Origin of the sequence: Pseudomonas sp. SORT22, assembly GCF_018417635.1 — a bacterium.
In the GTDB taxonomy this organism is placed as follows: domain Bacteria; phylum Pseudomonadota; class Gammaproteobacteria; order Pseudomonadales; family Pseudomonadaceae; genus Aquipseudomonas.
This window is the reverse complement of the sequence record NZ_CP071007.1, coordinates 616,048-639,151: the sequence shown is the minus strand read 5'-3', so window position 1 is coordinate 639,151 and position 23,104 is coordinate 616,048. Positions and strand designations below refer to the sequence as shown.

General features: G+C 64.0%; 20 protein-coding genes. 11 read left to right on the top strand and 9 right to left on the bottom strand.

Annotated elements, in window-relative coordinates; all coding sequences use genetic code 11:
- The first annotated feature begins 16 nt into the window (after positions 1-16).
- The 3 genes from JYG36_RS02950 (at position 17) to rarD (ending at position 4,013) form a co-directional block, all read left to right on the top strand.
- The gene (locus tag JYG36_RS02950) at positions 17-1,924 is read left to right on the top strand and encodes a PhoX family protein (RefSeq protein ID WP_093378859.1); all 1,908 of its coding nucleotides are present in this window, start codon (positions 17-19) and stop codon (positions 1,922-1,924) included.
- A 161-nt stretch (positions 1,925-2,085) separates the two neighbouring features.
- Positions 2,086-3,060 (top strand): serine/threonine protein kinase, encoded by a 975-nt coding sequence (locus tag JYG36_RS02945; protein WP_093378854.1) that lies wholly within the window; start codon positions 2,086-2,088, stop codon positions 3,058-3,060.
- Between the two features lie 65 nt (positions 3,061-3,125).
- The gene (gene rarD, locus JYG36_RS02940; RefSeq protein ID WP_045199195.1) at positions 3,126-4,013 is read left to right on the top strand and encodes an EamA family transporter RarD; all 888 of its coding nucleotides are present in this window, start codon (positions 3,126-3,128) and stop codon (positions 4,011-4,013) included.
- Positions 4,014-4,111: 98 nt separating this feature from the next.
- Here rarD and JYG36_RS02935 read toward each other — a convergent pair whose 3' ends face one another.
- On the bottom strand, positions 4,112-4,630 hold the full coding sequence (locus JYG36_RS02935) for a glycine cleavage system transcriptional repressor (RefSeq protein ID WP_213603064.1): 519 nt from the start codon (positions 4,628-4,630) through the stop codon (positions 4,112-4,114).
- Positions 4,631-5,065: 435 nt separating this feature from the next.
- On the opposite strand from JYG36_RS02935, the gene JYG36_RS02930 reads away from it, so the two are divergent.
- Positions 5,066-7,243: a malate synthase G gene (locus JYG36_RS02930; RefSeq protein WP_093378849.1), complete on the top strand. Its 2,178-nt coding sequence runs from the start codon at positions 5,066-5,068 to the stop codon at positions 7,241-7,243.
- A 68-nt stretch (positions 7,244-7,311) separates the two neighbouring features.
- Here the strand turns inward: JYG36_RS02930 and JYG36_RS02925 are convergent, their stop codons facing one another.
- Positions 7,312-7,755, bottom strand: coding sequence for a response regulator (locus tag JYG36_RS02925; protein ID WP_093378845.1), 444 nt, complete (start codon positions 7,753-7,755; stop codon positions 7,312-7,314).
- Between the two features lie 235 nt (positions 7,756-7,990).
- Between JYG36_RS02925 and JYG36_RS02920 the strand changes: the two genes are divergently transcribed.
- From JYG36_RS02920 to JYG36_RS02890, 7 genes are all read left to right on the top strand, one after another.
- On the top strand, positions 7,991-9,928 hold the full coding sequence (locus JYG36_RS02920; protein ID WP_195885932.1) for a DUF294 nucleotidyltransferase-like domain-containing protein: 1,938 nt from the start codon (positions 7,991-7,993) through the stop codon (positions 9,926-9,928).
- The gene (locus JYG36_RS02915; protein ID WP_093378840.1) at positions 9,925-10,635 is read left to right on the top strand and encodes a 3'-5' exonuclease; all 711 of its coding nucleotides are present in this window, start codon (positions 9,925-9,927) and stop codon (positions 10,633-10,635) included. Before JYG36_RS02920 ends, JYG36_RS02915 begins: the two co-directional genes overlap by 4 nt.
- A gap of 95 nt (positions 10,636-10,730) precedes the next feature.
- Positions 10,731-11,249: an RNA polymerase sigma factor gene (locus tag JYG36_RS02910; RefSeq protein ID WP_093378835.1), complete on the top strand. Its 519-nt coding sequence runs from the start codon at positions 10,731-10,733 to the stop codon at positions 11,247-11,249.
- Positions 11,246-12,226 (top strand): FecR family protein, encoded by a 981-nt coding sequence (locus JYG36_RS02905; protein ID WP_045199184.1) that lies wholly within the window; start codon positions 11,246-11,248, stop codon positions 12,224-12,226. The genes JYG36_RS02910 and JYG36_RS02905 overlap by 4 nt, the downstream gene beginning before the upstream one ends.
- A gap of 93 nt (positions 12,227-12,319) precedes the next feature.
- Positions 12,320-14,746, top strand: a complete 2,427-nt coding sequence (locus JYG36_RS02900; protein WP_213603062.1) for a TonB-dependent siderophore receptor — start codon at positions 12,320-12,322, stop codon at positions 14,744-14,746.
- A gap of 8 nt (positions 14,747-14,754) precedes the next feature.
- Complete coding sequence (locus JYG36_RS02895; protein WP_213603060.1) at positions 14,755-15,888, top strand: PepSY-associated TM helix domain-containing protein; 1,134 nt, start codon at positions 14,755-14,757, stop codon at positions 15,886-15,888.
- Positions 15,885-16,058, top strand: coding sequence for a hypothetical protein (locus JYG36_RS02890; RefSeq protein WP_176794207.1), 174 nt, complete (start codon positions 15,885-15,887; stop codon positions 16,056-16,058). Before JYG36_RS02895 ends, JYG36_RS02890 begins: the two co-directional genes overlap by 4 nt.
- 85 nt (positions 16,059-16,143) lie before the next feature.
- On the opposite strand, the gene JYG36_RS02885 is transcribed toward JYG36_RS02890, so the two are convergent.
- From JYG36_RS02885 to waaF, 7 genes are read right to left on the bottom strand one after another with little or no spacing between them, the layout of a single operon-like run.
- Positions 16,144-17,586: a lipopolysaccharide kinase InaA family protein gene (locus tag JYG36_RS02885; protein ID WP_213603058.1), complete on the bottom strand. Its 1,443-nt coding sequence runs from the start codon at positions 17,584-17,586 to the stop codon at positions 16,144-16,146.
- Positions 17,586-18,338 (bottom strand): lipopolysaccharide kinase InaA family protein, encoded by a 753-nt coding sequence (locus tag JYG36_RS02880; RefSeq protein ID WP_213603056.1) that lies wholly within the window; start codon positions 18,336-18,338, stop codon positions 17,586-17,588. Before JYG36_RS02880 ends, JYG36_RS02885 begins: the two co-directional genes overlap by 1 nt.
- Entirely contained in the window at positions 18,335-19,069 is a 735-nt protein-coding gene (locus tag JYG36_RS02875) for a lipopolysaccharide kinase InaA family protein (RefSeq protein ID WP_045199173.1), read from the bottom strand. The genes JYG36_RS02880 and JYG36_RS02875 overlap by 4 nt, the downstream gene beginning before the upstream one ends.
- Positions 19,069-19,875 carry a lipopolysaccharide core heptose(I) kinase RfaP gene (rfaP, locus tag JYG36_RS02870; protein ID WP_045199171.1) on the bottom strand — a complete coding sequence of 269 codons (807 nt, stop codon included), beginning with the start codon at positions 19,873-19,875 and terminating at the stop codon, positions 19,069-19,071. The genes JYG36_RS02875 and rfaP overlap by 1 nt, the downstream gene beginning before the upstream one ends.
- Entirely contained in the window at positions 19,872-20,996 is a 1,125-nt protein-coding gene (locus JYG36_RS02865; RefSeq protein ID WP_213603054.1) for a glycosyltransferase family 4 protein, read from the bottom strand. The genes rfaP and JYG36_RS02865 overlap by 4 nt, the downstream gene beginning before the upstream one ends.
- Positions 20,996-22,054, bottom strand: a complete 1,059-nt coding sequence (waaC, locus tag JYG36_RS02860) for a lipopolysaccharide heptosyltransferase I (protein WP_045199168.1) — start codon at positions 22,052-22,054, stop codon at positions 20,996-20,998. Before waaC ends, JYG36_RS02865 begins: the two co-directional genes overlap by 1 nt.
- Complete coding sequence (gene waaF, locus JYG36_RS02855) at positions 22,055-23,104, bottom strand: lipopolysaccharide heptosyltransferase II (protein WP_045199166.1); 1,050 nt, start codon at positions 23,102-23,104, stop codon at positions 22,055-22,057. It abuts the gene before it with no gap.

The following is a 23,104-nucleotide window of genomic DNA, read 5'->3' as shown; positions in this document are numbered from 1 at the left end:
CCGCAGGAAGCCTGTCATGCACCTATTAGAAGAACACCAGCCAACCGACCTCGAACAGCTCACCCGTCTCAGCCGCCGGCGCTTTATCGGTGCCGGGGCCCTGTGCGGCGCAGCGTTGTTTCTCGGTGGCAATCTGCTCAGCCGCAGCGTTCTGGCCGCCAGCGTCAGCGCCGGCAACAGCAGCCTGCTGGGCTTTGCCAGCATTCCCGCCGCCAGCGCCGACAGCATCAGCCTGCCACCAGGCTACAAGGCCCGGGTGCTGATCAGCTGGGGCCAGCCGCTGCACGCCGACGCGCCAGCCTTTGACCCTTCCGGCAATGGCAGTGCCCAGGCCCAGGAACTGCAGTTCGGTGACCACAACGACGGCATGAGCCTGTTCCCCTTCCCCGGCGACGACAACCGCGCGCTGATGGCGATCAACAACGAGTACACCAACTACCGCTACCTGTTCAGCCACGGCGGCAAACCGGCCTCTGCCGAAGAGGTGCACAAGGCCCAGGCCGCTGAAGGGGTGTCGGTAATCGAAGTGCGACGCGCCGACGGCCAGTGGCAATTCATCCAGGATTCGCCCTACAACCGACGCATCCATGGCAACACGCCCATCAGCCTCAGCGGCCCCGCCGCCGGCGATGCCCTGCTCAGAACCGCGGCCGACAACAGCGGGCGCAAGGTGCTGGGTACCTTCCAGAACTGCGCCAACGGCAAAACCCCGTGGGGCACCTACCTGACCTGCGAAGAGAACTTCACCGACTGTTTCGGCAGCAGCGATCCGGCCCAGGCCTTCGATACCGCGCAGAAGCGTTATGGCGCTTCGGTCAGCGGCAAGGACGTCGACTGGCACCCGCACGACCCGCGCTTTGACCTGGCGAAAAACCCCAACGAACTCAACCGCCATGGCTGGGTGGTCGAGATCGACCCGTTCGATCCGCAATCAACACCGCTCAAGCGCACCGCCCTGGGCCGCTTCAAGCACGAAAATGCCGCCCTCGCCGAGACCGCCGACGGCCGCGCCGTGGTGTACATGGGCGACGACGAGCGAGGCGAGTTCATCTACAAGTTCATCAGCCGCGAGCGCATCGACCACAAGAACGCCAGCGCCAACCGCAACCTGCTGGACCACGGCACCTTGTATGTGGCGCGCTTCGACGATGGCGACCGTACCCCTGACCATCCGCGCGGCAAAGGCCAATGGCTGGAGCTGACCCACGGCAAGCACGGCCTCAACGCCGCCAACGGTTTTGCCAGCCAGGCCCAGGTGTTGATCCATGCACGCCTGGCCGCCAGCCACCTGCAGGCCACGCGCATGGACCGCCCGGAGTGGATCGTGGTCAGCCCCACGGACGGCCAGGTCTATTGCACCCTGACCAATAACGTCAAACGCGGTGAAGACGGCCAGCCGGTCGGCGGCCCCAACCCGCGCGAGAAGAATGTCTACGGGCAGATCCTGCGCTGGCGCGAAAGCGCCGATGACCATGGCGCGATGAGCTTCGACTGGGACCTGTTCGTGGTGGCCGGCAATCCATCCGTGCATGCCGGTGATGCCAAGGCAGGTTCCGCCAACATCACCCCGCAAAACATGTTCAATAGCCCCGATGGCCTGGGCTTCGATGCCGATGGCCGCTTGTGGATACTGACTGACGGCGACTACAGCAACAGCGGTGACTTCGCCGGCATGGGCAACAACCAGATGCTCTGTGCAGATCCTGCCAGTGGCGAGATCCGCCGCTTCATGGTCGGCCCGGTGGCCTGCGAAGTGACCGGCATCGCCTTTGCCCCGGACCAGCGCACGCTGTTCGTCGGTATCCAGCATCCGGGCGAAACCGGCGGTTCGACCTTCCCCGAGCACCTGCCCAATGGCAAGCCGCGCTCGTCGGTGATGGCAATCAGCAGGGAGGATGGTGGGATCGTTGGCGCCCATCTGTAGGAGCGGCGGTGCGACAACTCGACTTGACCCGCGATGACGCCAGTGCAGACGGCACATCAGTTGGTGTCTGCATCGCGGGGCAAGCCCGCTCCCACACGAGCCGGCGATGTGCGATACCATGCAGGAACCTTGCGGCCACCTGCCGCATAGCAGGAGCGAGCATGTCCCACCCCTTTGAAACACTCACCCCCGACCTGGTCCTGGACGCCGTGGAAAGCATTGGCTTTCTCAGCGACGCCCGGGTGCTGGCACTCAACAGCTACGAGAACCGGGTCTACCAGGTGGGCATCGAAGGGGCTGAACCACTGATCGCCAAGTTCTACCGCCCGGACCGCTGGAGCGACGCGGCGATCCTCGAAGAACACAGCTTTACCGCGGAACTCGCCGAATGCGAAGTGCCGGTGGTGGCGCCACTGGTGCACAACGGCGAGACCCTGTTCGAGCACAGCGGCTTTCGCTTCACCCTGTTCCCGCGCCGCGGTGGTCGCGCGCCGGAGCCAGGCAATCTTGATCAGCTGTATCGCCTCGGGCAATTGCTCGGCCGCCTGCACGGGGTTGGCGCTACCCGCCCGTTCGAGCACCGCGAAGCGCTGGCGGTGGATAACTTCGGCCACGCCTCGCTGAACACCCTGCTCGAAGGCAACTTCATCCCTAAAAGCCTGCTGCCGGCTTTCGAATCGGTAGCCCGCGACCTGCTCAAGCGGGTCGAAGCGATCTACGCCAGCACTCCGCACCAGGTCATCCGCCTGCACGGCGACTGCCACCCGGGCAACATGATGTGCCGCGACGAAGTGTTCCACATCGTCGATCTCGACGACTGCCGCACCGGCCCGGCCGTGCAGGACCTGTGGATGATGCTTGCCGGCGAACGCCACGAGCGTCTTGGCCAACTCGCCGAGCTGATGGATGGCTACAACGAGTTCCACGATTTCGACCCGCGCGAGCTGGCGCTGATCGAGCCTCTGCGCGCCCTGCGCCTGTTGCATTACAGTGCCTGGCTGGCCCGGCGCTGGGACGATCCGGCGTTCCCGCGCAGCTTCCCCTGGTTCGGCCAGGAGCGCTACTGGGGCGACCAGATCCTCGCCCTGCGCGAACAAATGGCGGCGCTGGATGAAGAACCGCTGAAATTGTTCTGAAGCGCGTGCGAGTCTGTCTACAATAGCCCCCTGCTTTTAGATAGCTGCCTAAGCAAGGAATCTGCATGCACGCCGCCAACCCGCGCCGCGGGTACATCCTGGGCCTGAGCGCCTACATCATCTGGGGTTTGTTCCCGCTTTACTTCAAAGCGCTGCAAAGCGTCCCCGCGGTAGAAATCATCGTCCACCGGGTGCTCTGGTCGGCGCTGTTCGGCTCGTTGCTGCTGCTGGTCTGGAAACATCCGGGCTGGTTGCGCGAACTGCGCGAAAACCCCAAGCGCCTGGCAATCCTGGCCCTGAGCGGCTCGCTGATCGCCGGCAACTGGCTGACTTACGTGTGGTCGGTGAACAACGGGCGCATGCTTGAAGCCAGCCTGGGCTACTACATCAACCCGCTGGTCAACGTGCTGCTGGGCATGCTTTTACTCGGTGAACGCCTGCGCCGTTTGCAGTGGGTCGCAGTAGGGCTGGCCGCGCTTGGGGTAGCGCAACAAGTTTGGCAGGTCGGTAGCCTGCCCTGGGTATCCCTGGTACTGGCGCTGAGCTTTGGTTTCTATGGCTTGATCCGCAAACAGGCGCCGGTCGCCGCCCTGCCCGGGCTGGTGGTGGAAACCTGGATGCTGGTGCCGCTGGCCATCGGCTGGATGCTGCTCAACCCCATGGCTCACAGCGCCCAGGCCAGTTTCTATACCAGTAGCGAAGCCTTGTGGCTGATAGCCGCAGGTCCGGTCACCCTGGTGCCGCTGGTGTGCTTCAACGCCGCCGCCCGGCACCTGCCCTACACCACCCTGGGCTTCTTGCAGTACCTGGCGCCAACCCTGGTCCTGCTGCAGGCGGTGTGGCTGTTCGGCGAGCACCTGTCGAGCAGCACCTTGGTGGCCTTCATGTTCATCTGGGCGGGCCTGGCGCTGTACAGCGTCGACGCCTGGCTGAGCCTGCGCCGGCGCAGCTGATCAAAAAACACACAACCACCTGCAGGCCACGCCAATCGTGGCCTGCAGCGACATCTCCCAAGCTTATCCACAGGCGCATCCCCGATAAACCGGGATAACTAATCCTCGGGGCGCAGGTTCAATTCGACCATCAGGTCGTCGGCCAATGCCTCCAGCTTGCCCTGCAACACCTCCAGCGACAGCGTCAGCGGCACCGCCAGCAAGGCATCGGCATGGAACAGCGGTTCGCTGCTCATCGGCGCCGGTCGCACCTCGGTGGTCAGGCGCTCGACGTTGACGCCCTGCTCGGCCAGCAGCCGGGTAATGTCGCGAACGATACCCGGGCGGTCATTGCCCACCAGCTCCATGGCGATCGGCTTCCAGGTGCAGGACGGCTCAATGCCGCTCTCGGCGATCAGCACACGAATGTCGTGCTTGATCAGGGCCTTCAGCGCCTCGACCAGTTCATCGTAGGACTCGGCCGGCACCGCTACCTTGAGAATGCCGGCAAATTGCCCGGCCATGCGCGACATGCGGCTCTCCAACCAGTTACCGTTATGCTCGGTAATGCATTGAGCGATCCGCTCGACCTGCCCGGCCTTGTCGGGGGCGATCACTGTCAATACGAGATGATCCACGCGCTAACCCTCTGCTTTTGACGTTCAGCCCCCGAAATCAAAGGGCGCGCAGAAAGTATAGGCAAGGCGCGGCAACCTGCCGCAGGAGCAGCGATTGACTAATCGTGTACTGTTTCAAGATTTATCTGGAACAATCTGCCGCTTTTTTGAGAACATACGCACTCCCAGCGTGACCCTATGCGACCAATTGGTCGCAGAACGACGTATTTAGTCTGATTTTCACAACCGCAGCGCATCATGTAGTATGCCGCAGCGTGGACTACAAAACGTTGGATCGATGTCTGCCAAGGCGCCTGTGAAAATACGCCAACGCCTGCCAGCCTGTCTGGCAGGCCGCACCCAGCCGCCCACAAGGGCATGTTCTGGTGCCGTGTTTAGAGAAGCGCGCAAGGCTTAAATAGAAGAGCTGAATAGCTGAGCAGAGTGAGGCAAGCAATGACTGAACACGTTCAAGTCGGTGGCCTTCAGGTCGCCAAAGTCCTGTTCGACTTCGTGAACAACGAAGCCATTCCCGGAACCGGCGTCAACGCCGAACAATTCTGGGTGGGTGCGGAAAAGATCATCAACGACCTCGCTCCAAAGAACAAAGCACTGCTGGCCAAACGTGACGCACTGCAGGCGCAGATTGACGCCTGGCACCAGGCGCGCAAAGGCCAGGCTCACGATGCCGTGGCTTACAAGGCCTTCCTTCAGGACATCGGTTACCTGCTGCCAGAAGCTGCAGACTTCCAGGCCTCGACCCAGAACGTCGACGACGAAATCGCCCGCATGGCCGGCCCTCAGCTGGTCGTGCCGGTCATGAATGCCCGCTTTGCCCTGAACGCCTCCAACGCCCGTTGGGGTTCGCTGTACGACGCGCTGTATGGCACTGATGCCATCAGCGAAGCCGGCGGCGCAGAAAAAGGCAAAGGCTACAACAAGGTTCGCGGCGACAAGGTGATTGCCTTCGCCCGCGCCTTCCTCGACGAATCGGCGCCACTGGCTGCCGGCTCCCATGTCGACTCCACTGCCTACCGCATTGAAGGCGGCAAGCTGGTGGTCGCCCTCAAGGGTGGCAGCAACAGCGGCCTGCGCGACGATGCCCAGCTGATCGGCTATCAGGGCGACGCTTCGGCGCCGACTGCGATCCTGCTCAAGCACAACGGCCTGCACTTCGAAATCCAGATCGACGCCAGCACCCCGGTCGGCCAGACCGACGCCGCCGGGGTCAAGGACGTGCTGATGGAAGCCGCCCTGACCACCATCATGGACTGCGAAGACTCGGTTGCCGCCGTCGATGCCGACGATAAAGTGGTGATCTACCGCAACTGGCTGGGCCTGATGAAAGGCGACCTGGCCGAAAGCGTCAGCAAAGCTGGCCAGACCTTCACCCGGACCATGAACCCGGACCGCGAATACACCGCGCCTAACGGTGGTTCGGTCAGCCTGCACGGCCGTTCGCTGCTGTTCGTGCGTAACGTCGGGCACCTGATGACCATCGACGCCATCCTCGACAAGGACGGCAACGAAGTGCCGGAAGGCATCCTCGATGGCCTGGTTACCAGCCTCGCCTCGATGCACAACCTCAATGGCAACACCAGCCGCAAGAACAGCCGCACCGGCTCCATGTACATCGTCAAACCGAAGATGCATGGCCCGGAAGAAGCTGCGTTCACCAACGAGCTGTTCGGCCGCATCGAAGATGCCCTGGGCCTCAAGCGCAACACCCTGAAAGTCGGGATCATGGACGAGGAGCGCCGCACCACGGTCAACCTCAAGGCCTGTATCCAGGCGGCCAGCGAGCGCGTGGTGTTCATCAACACCGGCTTCCTCGACCGTACCGGTGACGAAATCCACACCTCCATGGAAGCCGGCGCCGTGGTGCGCAAAGGCGCCATGAAGACCCAGAAGTGGATCGGCGCCTACGAAAACTCCAACGTCGATATCGGCCTGGCCACCGGCCTGCAAGGCCGCGCCCAGATCGGTAAAGGCATGTGGGCCATGCCGGACCTGATGGCCGACATGCTCGAGCAGAAGATCGCCCACCCGCTGGCCGGTGCCAACACCGCCTGGGTACCGTCGCCGACTGCTGCGGCCCTGCACGCCCTGCACTACCACAAGGTTGATGTGTTCGCCCGTCAGGCGGAACTGGCCAAGCGTACACCGGCTTCGGTCGATGACATCCTGACCATCCCGCTGGCGACCGATACCAACTGGTCGGACGAAGAAAAGCGCAACGAACTGGACAACAACGCTCAGGGCATCCTCGGTTACGTGGTGCGCTGGATCGACCAGGGTGTCGGTTGTTCGAAGGTGCCGGACATCAACGATGTCGGCCTGATGGAAGACCGCGCCACCCTGCGGATTTCCGCACAGTTGCTGGCCAACTGGCTGCGTCACGGCGTGGTCAGCGAAGCGCAGGTTCTGGAGAGCCTCAAGCGCATGGCGCCGGTGGTCGACAAGCAGAACGCCAACGACCCGCTGTACCGCCCGCTGGCTCCGGACTTCGACAACAACATCGCCTTCCAGGCGGCGGTCGAGCTGGTCGTCGAAGGCAGCAAGCAACCGAATGGTTACACCGAGCCGGTGCTGCATCGTCGTCGTCGCGAGTTCAAGGCCCGGAACGGCCTGTAATCGCGTTGTCTTCATCGCGGGTCAAGTCGGAGCGGCGGTGCGCCGATCCGACTTGACCCGTGATGGCTTCAGCCTATCCCCAGTTCCCTGCGCACCAACCCCACCAGCTTGTCCAGATCGATCGGCTTGAGCAGAAAGTCGACGACGCTCAAGTGCATCGCCTCGATGGCGTCTTTCACATCCGCAGCCCCTGAGACGATGATGATCGGCATCGCCGCGCGCTCCGATTCGCGAATCTGACGTATCAGCTCAAGCCCACCGAACGAGCCCATGCGCAGGTCGGTAATCACCAGACCGATACCGCGCTCCTTGGCCAGGCACTCCAGCGCCTGCTTGCCGCTGTTGGCGGTCAGGCATTTGATGCGTTTTGAACTCAGGTACCTGGCCAGGGCATCGCGAGCCACACGGTTGTCGTCGACGATCAAAACCTTGGGCGGCGCAGCCTCAGGCGCAATCACCGATGCCAGGGCTTTGCGCTCGGCTTCGCTCAGTATGTCTTCGTGGTCGGACATGGCTGTCTCATCATCAATGACCTGCAAAATGTCCTGTGAATCAAGTTCAGACCGCATTGAGATTACTTGCAAACTGCCTTTCGTCGGCAAATTGACACATGACGCAACGCTTCAACAGCCTGACGCAGTTTATAGACTTACGTCCAATGGGCACTGAGCAGCCCGCGGCCGACCATGAACAACGAAAACAACAAGGTCGATGGTCACAGCTCGACACAAAGACGCGGTAATGCTCATGAGCAAAAAGGACGCCTTCGCCCAGGCAGGAAAGACTGCAGTCATGCAGAACATCCAGGGGACCATGCAGTTTCTGCAACGCTTTCCACCCTTCAATCAGATGGAGAACGCCCACCTGGCGTTTCTCGTCGAACAGTGCCAACTGCGCTTCTATGCGGCCAATGACAGCATCATCAAGCCCAGCGACGGCCCGGTCGAGCACTTCTACATCGTCAAGCAGGGCCGGGTGGTCGGTGAGCGTCAGCACGTAAGCCGCCCGGGCACCGAAACCACCTTCGAGATCACCAGCGGCGAGTGTTTCCCGCTCGCCGCCCTGCTCGGCGAACGGGCGACCCGTACCGAACACCTGGCCGGCGAAGATACCTTTTGCCTGCAATTGAACAAGGCCGCGTTCATCCGCCTGTTCACCCTGTCCGAAGCCTTCCGCGACTTCGCCCTGCGCGGGGTCAGCAGCCTGCTCGACCAGGTCAACCAGCAGGTCCAGCGCCGCGCGGTGGAAACCCTCGGCAACCAGTATTCACTGAACACCCGCCTGGGCGAGCTGGCCATGCGTCACCCGGTAGTCTGCGACCCGGCCACGCCGTTGCGTGAAGCGGTGCGGCTGATGCACGAGCAACAGGTCGGCAGCATTGTCATCGTCGACGAGCAGCGCTTTCCCATCGGCATCTTCACCCTGCGCGACCTGCGCCAGGTGGTGGCCGATGCCAGCGCCGACTTCGCTCAGCCAATCAGCCGGCACATGACCGCCGCGCCGTTCTACCTGAGCCCGCAAGCCAGCGCCTTCGACGCCGCCATCGCCATGACCGAGCGGCATATCGCCCACGTCTGCCTGGTCGAAGAGCGGCGCTTGTGCGGCGTGGTGTCCGAGCGGGACCTGTTCTCCCTGCAACGGGTCGACCTGGTGCACCTGGCGCGCACCATCCGCCACGCCAGCCGGGTCGAAAACCTGGTATCGCTACGCGGCGAAATCAGCCAGCTGGTTGAACGCATGCTCGCCCATGGCGCGTCTTCGACGCAGATCACCCAGATCATCACCCTGCTCAACGACCACACCGTGTGCCGGGTGATCGAGCTGGCCATCGAAGACAAGGGCGACCCGGGCGTGCCCTTCAGCTGGCTGTGCTTCGGCAGCGAAGGCCGCCGCGAACAGACCCTGCACACCGATCAGGACAACGGCATCCTCTTCGAAGCCCGCGATGCCGCCCATGCCGCCGAACTACGCGGGCGCCTGTTGCCGCTGGCCCAGCACATCAATCAGGGCCTGGCGCAATGCGGCTTCAGCCTGTGCAAGGGCAACATCATGGCCGGCAACCCCGAGCTGTGCCTGTCCCGCGCCGAATGGGCACGGCGCTTTGCCGCTTTCATTCGCGAAGCCACGCCCCAAAACCTGCTGGCGTCGAGCATTTACTTCGACCTGCGGGTGGTCTGGGGCGACGAACAGGCCTGTGAGCAACTGCGCCAGAGCATCCTCGAGCAGGTAGCCGACAACCGCCTGTTCCAGCGCATGATGGCCGATAATGCCCTGCGCCAGCGCCCGCCGGTGGGACGTTTCCGGGAGTTCGTGCTGACCCGCCAGGGTAACGACAAGGCCGCCACTCTCGACCTCAAGGTCCAGGGCCTGACGCCGTTCGTCGATGGCGCACGGTTACTGGCCCTGGCCAACGGCATCGGCGCCAACAACACCCTGGAGCGCCTGCGCCAACTGGTGGCCAGGCAAGTGATCGACCCGCTCGACGGCGCCGCCTATGAAGAGGCCTACCACTTCATTCAGCAAACCCGCATGCAGCAACATCAATTGCAAAGCCGGCAGAACCTGCCCTACTCCAACCGGGTCGACCCCGACAGCCTCAACCACCTGGACCGGCGCATCCTGCGCGAGTCGCTACGCCAGGCCCAGCGCCTGCAAAGCAGCCTGGCCCTGCGGTACCAGCTATGAGCCTGTTTGCCTGGCTGCGCCCCAGCCAACCGCGGCTCGACGAGCACCTGCGCCAGCGCGTGGAGCAACTGACAGCCCCCGCGCCGCTGGCCGAACACAGCCTGCGCCAGCAGCGCTGGGTGGTGCTCGACCTGGAAACCAGCGGCCTGAACCTCAACCGCGACCAGGTGCTGTCGATTGGCGCGGTGGTGATCGAAGACGGTGCCATCGACTTCAGCCAGCAGTTCGAACGCACCCTGCACCAGCGGGACCACAAGCTCACCTCCAGTGTGCTGATCCACGGCCTGGGCCCCAGCGCCATCGCCGCTGGCAGTGATCCAGCCCAGGCGCTGCTGGAGCTGATGGATTTTATCGGCGACAGCCCGCTGCTGGCGTTTCATGCACCGTTCGATCAACGCATGCTTAGCCGTGCGCTGAAGGACCACCTGGGCTATCGCCTGCAGCATCCGTTCTTCGATGTCGCCGAGCTGGCACCGCTGCTCAACCCGCAGATCACCCTGCGTGAAGCCGGGCTGGATGACTGGACCGCCTACTTTGGTCTGGAGGCCGCCGAACGGCACAACGCCAGCGCCGATGCCATGGTCACCGCCGAGCTGGCGCTGATTCTGTTCAGCCAGGCCCGCCGCCAGCAGCTGGACAGCCCGGCCTTGCTCGACCAGCAGTTGCACCGCCTGCGCAGACGGCGGCAACAAAGTCATGGCTTTTAAGCATCATCCGATGAGCGTGAATTGCGTCTAATGGGGAGCTTCTGCGACAATCGCGAATAATTCTCGTTAGTTAACGCATCTTTTCGGGGAACGCCTTGTCGTCTGTGCAAAGCCCACACACTGAGCTGGTCGGTACGCTTTACCGCGACCATCGCAGTTGGCTGCTCGCCTGGCTGCGGCGCAACATCGCCTGCGCCGAGCGCGCCGAAGACCTGAGCCAGGACACCTTCGTGCGCCTGCTCGGGCGCGAGCAATTGCCGGCGCCACGCGAACCCCGGGCGTTCCTCCTGGCCATTGCCAAGGGCCTGCTGTTCGACCACTTTCGCCGCGCGGCACTGGAACAGGCGTACCTGGCCGAACTGATGCTCATCCCCGAAGCCGAACAGCCCTCTGCGGAAGAACAGCACCTGATCCTCGAAGACCTCAAGGCCATCGACCGCCTGCTCGGCAAGTTGTCGAGCAAAGCCCGGGCGGCGTTCCTGTACAACCGCCTGGACGGCCTGGGCCATGGCGAGATCGCCGAGCGTCTGGGGGTTTCCGTGTCGCGGGTGCGCCAGTACCTGGCCCAGGGCATGCGCCAGTGCTACGTGGCGCTGTACGGTGAGCCGACATGAACAGCAAGCCGGTTTCGGCGCGGGTACTGGATGCCGCGATCGCCTGGCAGCTGTGCCTGGACTCGGGCAGCGGCAGCGCCGATGAGCGCGCCGAGTTCGCCCGCTGGCACGCCGCCAGCGAAGAGCACGCCCGTGCCTGGCTGCAACTGGGCATGCTCGACCAGCGCTTCAGCGCCGCTGCCGGCCCTGCGCGCCAGGCCCTGCTGCAATCACGCGCCGGCCTGCGCCAGCGGGTGCGCAAGCTGGGCAGCGGCCTGGCCAGCCTGGTGCTGGTGGTCGGCCTGCTGAGCTGGGTCAGTGCCCATCAATCGCTGGGCTATTGGTTGGCCGACCAGCGCACCGGCACCGGCGAGCAGCGTACCTTGCGCCTCACCGACGGCACCCTGATCAGCCTCAACACCCATTCGGCGGTGGATATCCGCTTCGACGAGAAACAGCGCCTGATCGTCCTGCACGAAGGCGAAATCTCCATCGAGACCGGCCACAAGGACGATCGTCCGTTTGTAGTCACCACCGAAGACGGTCGCCTGCGTGCCCTGGGAACGCGCTTCCTGGTCAAGCTCGAAGATCAGGGCACACGCCTGAGCGTGCTGCAGTCGGCAGTAGCGGCGCGCCCGCAAGACAGCGGCGACGAGCAGATTTTCAAGGAAGGCCAGCAGGTGCTGATGAACCACGACCGCCTGGGCCGCGCCGACGGCCTGGCCGCCGGAGCCGATGCCTGGACCCGCGGCATGCTGGTGGTCGACAACGTGCGCCTGGCCGATCTGGTCGAGGAGCTGGGGCGTTACCGCAGCGGGCACCTGGGGGTTGCTACGGATGTGGCCGACCTGCGCATTACCGGCAGCTTCCCGCTCAATGATATCGACCTGGCACTGACCTCGTTGCTACCGACCTTGCCGGTGCAGATCGAGCAGCGCACGCCGTGGTGGGTGACGGTGGTGGCTAAAAGCGATACGCCGGCGAGCAGCGTGAAATAAAAATCAAAATTATTTTCACTAACCCCTGACACTTTTTCCAACTCACTCGGCAAGGAAGCTAGTTAGCACTTACTTCCGTCGAGGAGCCGCTGTATGTCCCGCGCTTTTGAGAACTTCCTGCGTCCCGGTCTGCTGGCCGTGGCCATTGCCCTGACAGCACCTCTGGCGAGCAGCCCGCTGATCGCTGCCGAGCAATCGGCCACCCTGCGCAGCTACAACCTGCCTGCCGCGCCGCTGTCGACCACGCTCAACCAGATCGCCAGCCAGGCTGGCATCGCCCTGGCCCTGGACCCGAGCCTGGCCAGCGGCCGCACCTCGGCGCCGGTCAACGGCCAGTACGATGGCGTCGGCGCCCTGCAAGCGGCCCTGCGCGGCACCGGCCTGCAACTGCAGCAGAGCAGCGCCGGCACCTACAGCCTGATCGCCACCCCCGAGGGCACCCTGGCGCTGCCGGAAACCAGCGTCAACGCGCGCAGCGACTACGAAAGCGCCTGGGGCCCGGCCACCGGTTTTACCGCCACGCGCACCGCCGCTGGAACCAAAACCGACACCCCGATCGTTGAAGCACCCCGCTCGATGAGCGTGATCACCCGTGAACAACTGGACGACCGCCAGGTTCTCAACCTCAACGACGCCCTGCGCTACACCGCTGGCGTACAAAGCAGCGGCTATGGCTCCGACCCCCGCGCCGACTGGCTGCGGGTACGCGGTTTCGACCCGACCCAGTTCCTCGACGGCCTGCCTTTGCCCAAAGGCTCGTTCGCCAACCCGAAGGTCGAGCCGTGGAACCTTGAGCGCATTGCCGTGCTGCGCGGCCCGGCCTCGTCGGTGTATGGCCAGACCCCGCCCGGCGGCATGCTCGACATGGTCAGCCGTCGCCCCCAGGCTGAAAGCGCCCACCAGGTCGAAGCCCAGGTTGGCAGCAACAACCACCGCCAGATCAACTTCGACAGCACCGGCAAGATCGATGACGACGGCCAGTTCCTGTATCGCGTCAGCGGCGTGGTACGCGACAGCGGCGCACCGACCGACCACGTTCCAGACAAGCGCTACAACCTCGCGCCCAGCCTGACCTGGAACGTGGATGAAGACACCAGCCTGACCTTCATCACCCAGTTCACCCGTGACGATACCGGTATCAGCGGCCAGTTCCTGCCGCTGCAGGGCACCAAACTGGGCTCGCCGGCTGGCGACATCTCCCACCACAAGAACCTCGGTGACCCGGACTGGGAGTTCTACGATCGCACCTACTACGCCCTGGGCTATGCCTTCGAGCACCGTCTGAACGATGTCTGGCAGTTCCGTCAGAACCTGCGCTATACCAAGAGCGACCTGTCGTTCCAGGGCATCAACGTCGCGACCATGAACAACGGCCTGGTCGAAGCAGACGGCAGCGTCCCGCGTGAAACCGGCATCGTCAACGAAGACATCAGCCAGTTCGCCGTCGACAACAACTTCCAGGCCGACTTCCAGACCGGCGCCCTGAGCCACACCCTGCTGATCGGCCTCGATCACCAGCGCTCGAACACCAATTACCGTTGGGATTACGGCCTGGCCTTCAGCGTGCCGCCAGGCAACGTGATCAACCCGCCGTACGGCCAGGACTTCTCCAAGGTGTCGTACTTCACCATGTACGACTACGGCCAGAAAACCCGCCAGACCGGCTTCTACATTCAGGACCAGATCGCCCTCGACAACTGGCGCCTGACCCTGGGCGGGCGTGAAGACTGGGTGCACACCGGCACCACCTTCCACAACCAGAACGATGCCACCAGCACCGAGCGCGACAAGGCCTTCACCGGCAACATCGGCCTGAGCTACGTGTTCGACAATGGCGTAACCCCGTACATCTCCTACACCGAGTCGTTCCAGCCGACCACCGGCGCCGCCGTCGCCTCCACTGACTCGTTCAAACCCACCGAAGGCCGCCAGTACGAAGTCGGCATCAAGTACCAGCCGGTGGGCAGCAAGAACCTCTACACCGCTGCCGTGTATGACTTGCGCCAGGACAACGTGAAAGTTACCGAAGGCAACATTACCCAGCAGGTTGGCCAGTTGCAGGTCCGCGGCCTGGAACTGGAAGCCACCACCCAGGTGACAGAGAACCTCAAGGTGATCGGTTCCTACAGCTACACCGATACCGAGATCCTCAAGGGTGCGGCCAACGAGCAAGGCAACCGCATGGCCCTGATCCCGCGCAACCAGGCGACCCTGTGGGCCGACTACACCTGGCACAACGGCCTGCTCGACGGCTTCGGCGTCGGCGGTGGCGTGCGCTATGTGGGTGACAACTACGGCAACACCAGCAACACCGATCTGGGCTATGTCGGCTCCTACACCGTCTACGACGCCTCGGTGCACTACGACCTGGGCCGCAAGGTCAGCACGCTCAAAGGCATGACCGTCGCCGTCGAGGCCAAGAACCTGTTCAACAAGGACTACCTGGCCAACTGCGACGGTTACTGGTGCTACTACGGTGACGAGCGCAACGTGGTTGCCAGCGTCAACTACAAGTTCTAAGGCCGCGGATGAACAGCCGAACCATCCGCCGCTGGTCCTTCGTGCATACCTGGACCAGCCTGATCTGCACCCTGTTCCTGCTGATGCTGGCAGTTACTGGCTTGCCGCTGATCTTTCATCACGAGATCGACCACCTGCTGGGCGATGCCCCCGAGCTCAAGGAGATGCCGGCCGACACGCCCAGGCTCGACTTGCAGGAACTGGTGCTCAAGGCCCAGGCCCATCGCCCCGGTGAAGTGATGCAGTACTTCGGCTGGGATGAAGACGACCGCAACGGCGTGGTCGCGATCATGGCCGCTACCGCAGGTACCGAGCCGAACTCGTCGCACACCTTCATGCTCGATGCACGCAGCGGCGAAGCGGTGGAAATGCCTTCGGCCAACGGCGGTTTCATGATGACCATGCTGCGCCTGCACGTGGACATGTTTGCCGGCCTGCCCGGCAAACTGCTGCTGGCGTTCATGGGGCTGTTGTTCGTGGTGGCGATCATCTCTGGCGTGGTGCTCTATGCGCCGTTCATGCGCCGACTGAAGTTCGCTACGGTGCGCCACGACAAATCCACGCGTCTGCGCTGGCTCGACCTGCACAACCTGATCGGCATCGTCACCCTGACCTGGGCGCTGGTGGTGAGCGTCACCGGGGTGATCAGCGCGCTGTCGGACCTGGTCATCGCCGCCTGGCGCAACGACAGCCTGACGGCGATGGTTGCGCCCTACCGCGATGCACCACCGCTGACCGAACTGGCACCGGTCAGCCGTGTGCTGGATATCGCCGCCGACGCCGCACCGGGCATGCAGCCGGACTTCATCGCCTTCCCCGGTACGCGTTTCTCCAGCGAGCACCACTATGCGGTGTTCATGAAAGGCAGCACCCACCTGACCGCGCACCTGCTGACGCCGGTGCTGATCGACGCCAGCAACCTGCAAGTCACCGCCATCGGCGACCGCCCCTGGTACATGGACGCCATGGGCCTGTCGCAGCCGCTGCACTTTGGTGACTACGGCGGCCGGCCAATGCAGATCCTCTGGGCAGTGCTGGATGTGCTGACCATCATCGTCCTGGGTAGCGGCGTGTACCTTTGGGTGGTGCGCCGGCGGGCCAGCAAGCCGCTGGTTGCGGCGCAGATGGAGACGCTGCAATGAAGCGCAAGACGTCAGGTTTCTGGAGCGTATTCGCCATACCGACAGTCATTGCCCTGCTGGGCGCGCTAGGGCTGTTTGCTGCCCTGCTCGGCGATGGCTGGTGGGATGCACTGGCCTGGGTAGGGCTGGGGCTGCCGGCCCTTTACAGTTTGCGAGGCTTGGCGAGATAGCTATCGCGGGTCAAGCCCGCTCCCACAGCATGGGTCCTGTAGGAGCGGCGGTGCGACGACTCGACTTGACCCGCGAAGCGCTTGATTAGCTCACCAGCTTCGGCAGGCACTCATCCAGCCGCTTGTACAGCGCACTGCCAGCGGGCCAGTTACGCAACAGCCGCGCGCGGTCGCGGGCGAAAGCCTGGGCGAAGCTCATCTGGGTGGCGTGCTGGCACATGGCATCGAGGTCAATCAACGACCATTGGCCGTCCTGCCAGAACAGGTTGTGGCCTTTCATGTCGCCATGGCTGATGCGCTCGTGGATCAGTTGCCCAAGCAGCTGTTGCAGGGCCTGCAACTGCTCCTCTGGCACCTCGCCAGACTCGACATAAGGCGCAAAACAGGCCAGCAAATCCGGGCCATCGGCATACTCGGTAACCAGGTAGGCGCGGCTGCGCAAGCCCATGAAGCGCAGCTCCTGCACCGCCAGCGGCTTGGGCGTGGCAATGCCGAGAAACTCCAGGCGATGCCCTTCGATCCACGAATGCCAGGCCCGGCTCGGACGCCAGAAGCGCTTGAACCAGTGGGCGGTGTTCTTGATGTTGTAGCGCTTGAGCACCAGCGGCCGGCCATCGACCTCGACTTTCGCGACACTGGCAGCGCCGCCGGTCTTGTACAGGTGGCCCTGGTCGATCAGCGCATCGGCCTGCTCCAGCACTGGCAGCATGGCGGCCACTTCGTTGCGGCGGATCGAACGCAGGCCCGACGGGCCGCGCTCGACGCTGAACAGCGTGCACTCGCGCCCGGCCTTGTCGAGGTAGTCCTTCAGGCGCCAGCTGCGCACCTTGTCGATCTGCTTTTGCAGTGCTTCGAGCGGCAAGGCGTGCTCGGCGTTGGCCAGCAGGTAATGCACCAGCAGCTCTTCGATAAAAGGCTCCAGGCGCTTGGGCAACTGGGCGAACAGCACCCCGAGGTTGTGTAGCACTTGTTGGCGCGACAGGGGCTGGCCGAGGGTTTCGGCCTTGATCCCGGCGCCATCGATCAGATACAGCTGGCCGTCGTGACGCAGCAGGTTGTCCAGGTGCAGGTCGTCCTGCCACAGGCCCTTGGCGTGCATCTGCGCCACGGCGGTCAGCGCCTCGCCAAGTACCAGGTGCTGTTCATCGGCCAGCGGCGGCAGGGCTTCGACCTGCGCCCAGGCATCGGCCAGGCTTTGCGCGTTTTCGAGAAACTCGAACAGCAGCCAGCCACCCTCGCCTTCGCGCAAGCCATCGGCCAGCAGCAACGGCGTGGTCAGGCCCTGCGCGGCCAGCAGCCGTGCGCCGTACAACTCGCGTTGAAAATGCCGGGCGGCGCTGCTGCCAACCAGCAACTTGGCCAAAACCGGCTTGCCGCGCCAGATCCCGGCGCCGACGTATCGCTGGCCGGGCAACACCCGCAACAGGCTGAGCAATTGCAGCTCGGCGCTGCCAGCGGCGTCGGCCAGGCTGATGTTCAGTGGCAGGTCCGGGCTGCGCCCGGCATCCTTGAGTTCAGACAAACGCATCAGCGAGCCTCTTTCTCACGGCGGCGGCGCGTCAGGCGCTGCAGCCAGGTATCGACCAGCGGGCTGTCGCTGGGCTGGTCCAGGTAGGACGAGAGCATCACCCGCACTTCGGCCTCACTCCAGATCGGCGCCCGGCGTAACAGCGGCTCAAGGTCTTTGAGGCGGTCGCGCATGCCCAGCAGCAACGGCCGGGTTTTCTCCAGGTCGATCAGTTGCGCCAACCAGCCGTCGCTGCGGGTGCGCAGGAAGATATGCTTGGGATAAAAGCAGCCATGCACCTGGTTGGCCGCGTGCAGGGTGCGCGCCAGCTGCCCGCAGGCGCGCAGGATGCCCTGGCGCTGGCCGATGTCCAGTTGTGGCCACTGCGCCAGCAGGCTGTCGAGGTCGCTCCACTCATCCAGGGCGCGGGTCATGAGGATCGCCCGGCGCTCGCCTTCAACCTTGCGCTCGCCGTAATACACCGCCTGCAATGCGGGAATGCCGAGCTTCTGGTAGCGGCTGATATTGCGAAACTCGCGGGCGAAGGTCGGCTCGCCAAACGGCTTGTGCAACGTGCGGGTCAGGTAGTCGCTCTGGCGCTTGAGGTAGTAGCCCTTGCCTTCAAGTTCCAGGCGATAGACGCTGCTCCAGCCGCCACGGCCGGTGTTGGGCTCATCCACCGCATCGAGCTGCAGGGCCCAGAGCTGGTCGAAGCCGTTGAGGCCATGGCGCTCAAGCAGTGCCTTATCGGCACCGGCAAGAAAATCAGTCATTCGCGTCCCTCGAAAAACGTCACCACATGACGAATGCGGCGCTTGTCCGATTCATTCAGACGCTCGCGCCCGCGGTACTGCAGGTAAAAGCGCAGGCGCTGGGTGTTGGACAAGTGATACTTGGCCACTTTGTCCAGGCACGCCAGGTCTTTGGTGATGCGGTAACGCAGCATGAAGCCCCACCAGAAATCGCCGGTCGGGCAGTCGATGAAGAATAGCGTGGCCTGGTCGTCCACCAGCAGGTTGCGCCACTTCAGGTCGTTATGGGTGAAGTGATGGTCATGCATGATCCGCGTATGGCGGGCCAGCTGACGGCTGATGTGATCGACCCAGGCGCGATCGGCCAGGCGCGCATCGTTGCGCTCGGCCAGGGCCGAAAGGTCTTCGGTGCGCGGCAGCTCGCGGGTGATCATCGCCCCGCGGCCGAACGCCAGGCCATTGCGCTCATGACCGAAGGCGACCACTTCGGCGGTGGGAATGTCCCACTTGGCGAACTGCTTGAGGTTCTGCCATTCAGCCTTGATCCGCGGCCGCCCGAGGTAGCGGCGCAAGCCTTTGCCGGCGCCGGTATAGCGTTTGACGTAATAGTTGACCCCGTCGCGCTCGACCCGGATCACTTCGCTCAGCGGGTCGTGGGTCAGGCGCTCGCCCTTGAGGGCGAATACCGCGTCGATACTGCCAAAATCCGTCGCCAGGGCCTGATACGCAGGCTCCAGTTTCCAACCCGCCATCAGAGCGCGTCTCCGTACCGTTGTTTACGCTCGTAGAGCTTGCGCGCCTTGCCTTCCAGCCAGGCCAGCAGCCCCGCTTCTTCGGCCAGGATCTGGCGTAGCGGCTGCTGGAAGTAGCCCCGCAAGAAGCGCAACTTGTCGCGCCGGGTCAGGCCGATGTCCAGCGCCGAGAAATACAGCGCGGCCAGGTCCTTGTCACGCCAGCGGCGAGAGATTTTCGCCCGGGTCTGGGCGCGGTGCAGGTCGATGACCGACAACTTGAAGTCATCGGCCGTCACCGGCCGGTCGGTGTGCAGCAAGAAGTGGCAGATGTAGCAGTCGCGGTGGTTGACCCCGGCGCGGTGCATCATGCCGGTCATGCGCGCCACTTCAGCGATCAGCGCACGCTTGAGGCGTGGCTGCGGCGGTTGCTTGAGCCAGTCGATGCTGAAGTCTTCAAGGCTGACGGTCGGTGCCAGCTCTTCAGTGACGATAAACGAATGCTGGGTCGCCGGGTTGTCGCCACGTTCGCCATAGGCAACCGCGGTCATGGTCGGCACGCCCACCTGGTGCAGGCGCTGGATAGCCTGCCATTCCTGGCCGGCACCGAGCACCGGCAGCTTGGCGGTGAACAGGTTCTTGAAGATCTCGCCCCAGCCGATGCCGCGGTGAATCTTGACGAAATAGCCACGGCCTTCGACCTCGGTGCGCAGGGTACGGCGGCCTTCCAGCTCGCGGTACACCTCGCCCTGCAAGGCCTCGACGGCCTCGAAGGCATCGCGCCCGGCCCACAGGCGCTTGAACGGCTCAGCCAATATCAGTTTCATGCGCGCTCCTGCGCCAGGATCACGTCGGCGGCATGCTCGGGCATGCTGTAGAGGTCGGCGGTATCGGCAAATGCCAGGCCATTGCGCGCCCAGTCGACGCGGGCCGGGCCGTCTTCGAGCATGCGTTGCAGGTAGCGATTGAGCTGCTCCTGCGCGAACGGCTCATCGAGCACCAGGCCGCTGTCGGCCTCGGCGATGTAATGGGCATAGCCGCACACGGCCGAGACCAGCACCGGCAGCCCGGCGACCAGTGCTTCAAGCAGCACGGTGCCGGTGTTTTCGTTGTAGGCCGGGTGAATGAGCAGGTCGGCGCCGAGCAGGAATCGCGGAATATCGCTGCGGCCCTTGAGGAACTGCACCTGCTCGGTCAGGCCGAGGGTCGCGCTTTGCAACTGGAACACCTTGGGGTCGTCCTGGCCGATGACCATCAGCCGCGTGCGCTTGCGCAAGGCCGACGGCAAGGCGGCCAGGGCCTTGAGGCTGCGGTCGACGCCCTTGGTCTTGAAGCCCGAACCGATCTGCACCAGCAGCAGCTGATCGTCTTTCAGGTCGAATTCGCGGCGGAACTCGGCGCGGATCTCGGCGGCATTGGCCGGCGCCCGGCGATCCTGGCTGATGCCGGGTGGCAGCAGGTGGAAGCGCTCGATCGGCGTGTCGTAGTGTTTGATGAACAGCGGCTGCTGGACTTCGGAGATCATCAGGATCTCGGTCTTGGCGTCCTTGGCGAACACCGCCCGCTCGTATTCAGCGAAATGCCGGTAACGGCCCCAACGCCGATACAGCGAATTACGCAGGGTCTGCGCCTTGTCTTCGAAGCAGCCGTCGGCAGCAAAGTAGACATCCAGCCCGGGCATCTTGTTGAAGCCGATCAGGCGATCGACCGGGCGCTTGGCCAGATCCGCTTGCATCCAGGCACTGAGCTTCTCGTTACGCCGGTGGTTGAACAGCGCCTTGACCGGCGCCACCAGCACCTCGAAGCCCTCGGGCACGTCACCTTCCCAGATCAGCGTATAGACGCGGATCTGATGACCGCGACGCTGGCACTCCAGGGCAATGCGCATGAAGTCGCGCTGCAGGCCACCGAAGGGGAAATACTTGTACAGAACAAAAGCCAGTTGCATCAACGAACATCCTCAGCCAGCAGCAACGCGCGCAATTGGCTCGCCACACGCTCGGGATTCAGGCGAGTGAAGCACAGCGGCCACTCGCGTTTGAGATCGAACCGGCGCTGGTCATCAGCGCTCGGCTTGTAGGTACATTTTTTCTGCAGGCACGGCGCGCAGGCAAAATCGCTGGCGATGTGCACCTGGGACTTGCCATAGGCCCCGGTCAGCCCCGGGTTGGTCGGCCCGAACAGCGACAGGGTCGGCACATCCAGCGCCGCCGCCAGGTGACCAAGGCCGGTGTCCACGGCAATGCAGGCCTTGGCCGCCGCCAGCACCCGGGCGACACCCACCAGGTTGAGCTTGGGCAGTACCTGACAGTTGGCCAGGCCCTTGGCGATGCGCTCGGCACGCGCCTGTTCGGCCGGGTTGCCCCACGGCAAGCGTACCTGCAGGCCTTGCTGGCCAAGGCGTTCGGCCAACTGGCGCCAGTAGGCTTCCGGCCAGTGCTTGGTTGCCCAGGTGGTGCCGTGCAGGAACACCACGAACGGCGCCGCCGGCGGCAACTGCAGGCGGTTCAGGTCCAGGCCGTAATCACCCAGGCCTGCTGGCAGGTTGTAGCCCAGCGCCAGGGCAAACAACTGGCGTACCCGCTCTACCGCATGCTGGCCGCGCTCGACCGACAAACGCCGGTCGTAGAAGCGGCTGGACAGCCCTTCACGGGCCGAGTAACGGTCCATGCCGGCCACCGGCGCCTTGACGTAACGGGTCAGCCAGGCCGACTTGACCAGGCCTTGGGCGTCGATCACCAAATCGTACTTGCGCTCGCGCAGACGCTGCTTGAACTGGCGCCATTCGCCGCTCTTGAAGGTCTGCCAGAGGTTCTTGCGCCAGCGACGGATGGCCACCGGGATGATCGTGTCGACTGCCGGGTGCCAGCTGGGGATCTCGGCGAAGCCTTCTTCCACCACCCAGTCGAAGCGGATGCCGGGGATCGCCCGGGCAGCGTCGGTCAGCGCCGGCAGCGCGTGGATCACATCGCCCAGGGACGAGGTCTTGATCAGCAGTACCCGCACTTAGTCGACCTCGGCCATGACGTCGATCAGGCTCGGGCCGTTCAGGCGCTGCAACGCAGCTTCCACGGCTTCCGGTTCCAGCTGACGCAAGCAGTTGTAATGGCCGAAGCGACAGGTACGGTCGAAGCATGGGCTGCACTCCAGGCCCAGGCGCACCACCTCGACCTGATCGGCCAAAGGTGGGGTAAAGCCCGGCGAAGTAGAGCCGTAGACCGCCACCAGCGGGCGGTTCAGCGCCGCCGCCACGTGCATCAGCCCGGAATCGTTGGACACCACCGCATCGCTGCACGACAGCAGGTCGATGGCCTCGGCCAGCGAGGTTTCGCCGCTGAGGTTGGTTGCTTCTTCACGCAGGCCCGGGATCAGCCGCGCACGAATGGCCTCGCCGACCGCGTGGTCGTTCTTCGAGCCGAACAACCAGACCTGCCAGCCTTCGCGGATCTTGGTCTCGGCGACCTTGGCGTAATGCTCCGACGGCCAGCGCTTGGCTTCGCCGAACTCGGCACCGGGGCACAGTGCCAACACCGGGCGATCCAGGCTCAGGCCGAACTTGGCCAGGGCGGCGTCGCGGCTCGGCGCTTCGATCTGCAGGCTCGGGCGCGGGTACGGCTGCGGCAACTCGGCGCCGGCCGGGTAGGCCAGGGCCATGAAGCGCTCGATCATCAGCGGGTACTTGGCCTTGTCGAGCTTGCGCACGTCGTTGAGCAGGCCGAAACGCAGCTCGCCGCGCCAGCCGGTACGCTTGGGGATGCCGGCAAAGAACGGCACCAGCGCCGATTTCAGCGAGTTGGGCAGCAGGATCGCCTGGTCGTACTGGCCGGCCAGGGACTTGCCGATACGCCGGCGCGTGGCAAGCTCCAGCGCGCCGTGGCCGAGCGGGAAGCTCAAGGCCTGGCGCACTTCAGGCATGCGCTCGAGGATCGGCCGGCTCCACTCGGGCGCCAGCACATCGATCACACATTCCGGGTGACGCTGCTTCAGGCACTGGAACAGGGTCTGCGCCATTACCATGTCGCCCACCCAGCTGGGGCCAATGATCAAAATTCTCAT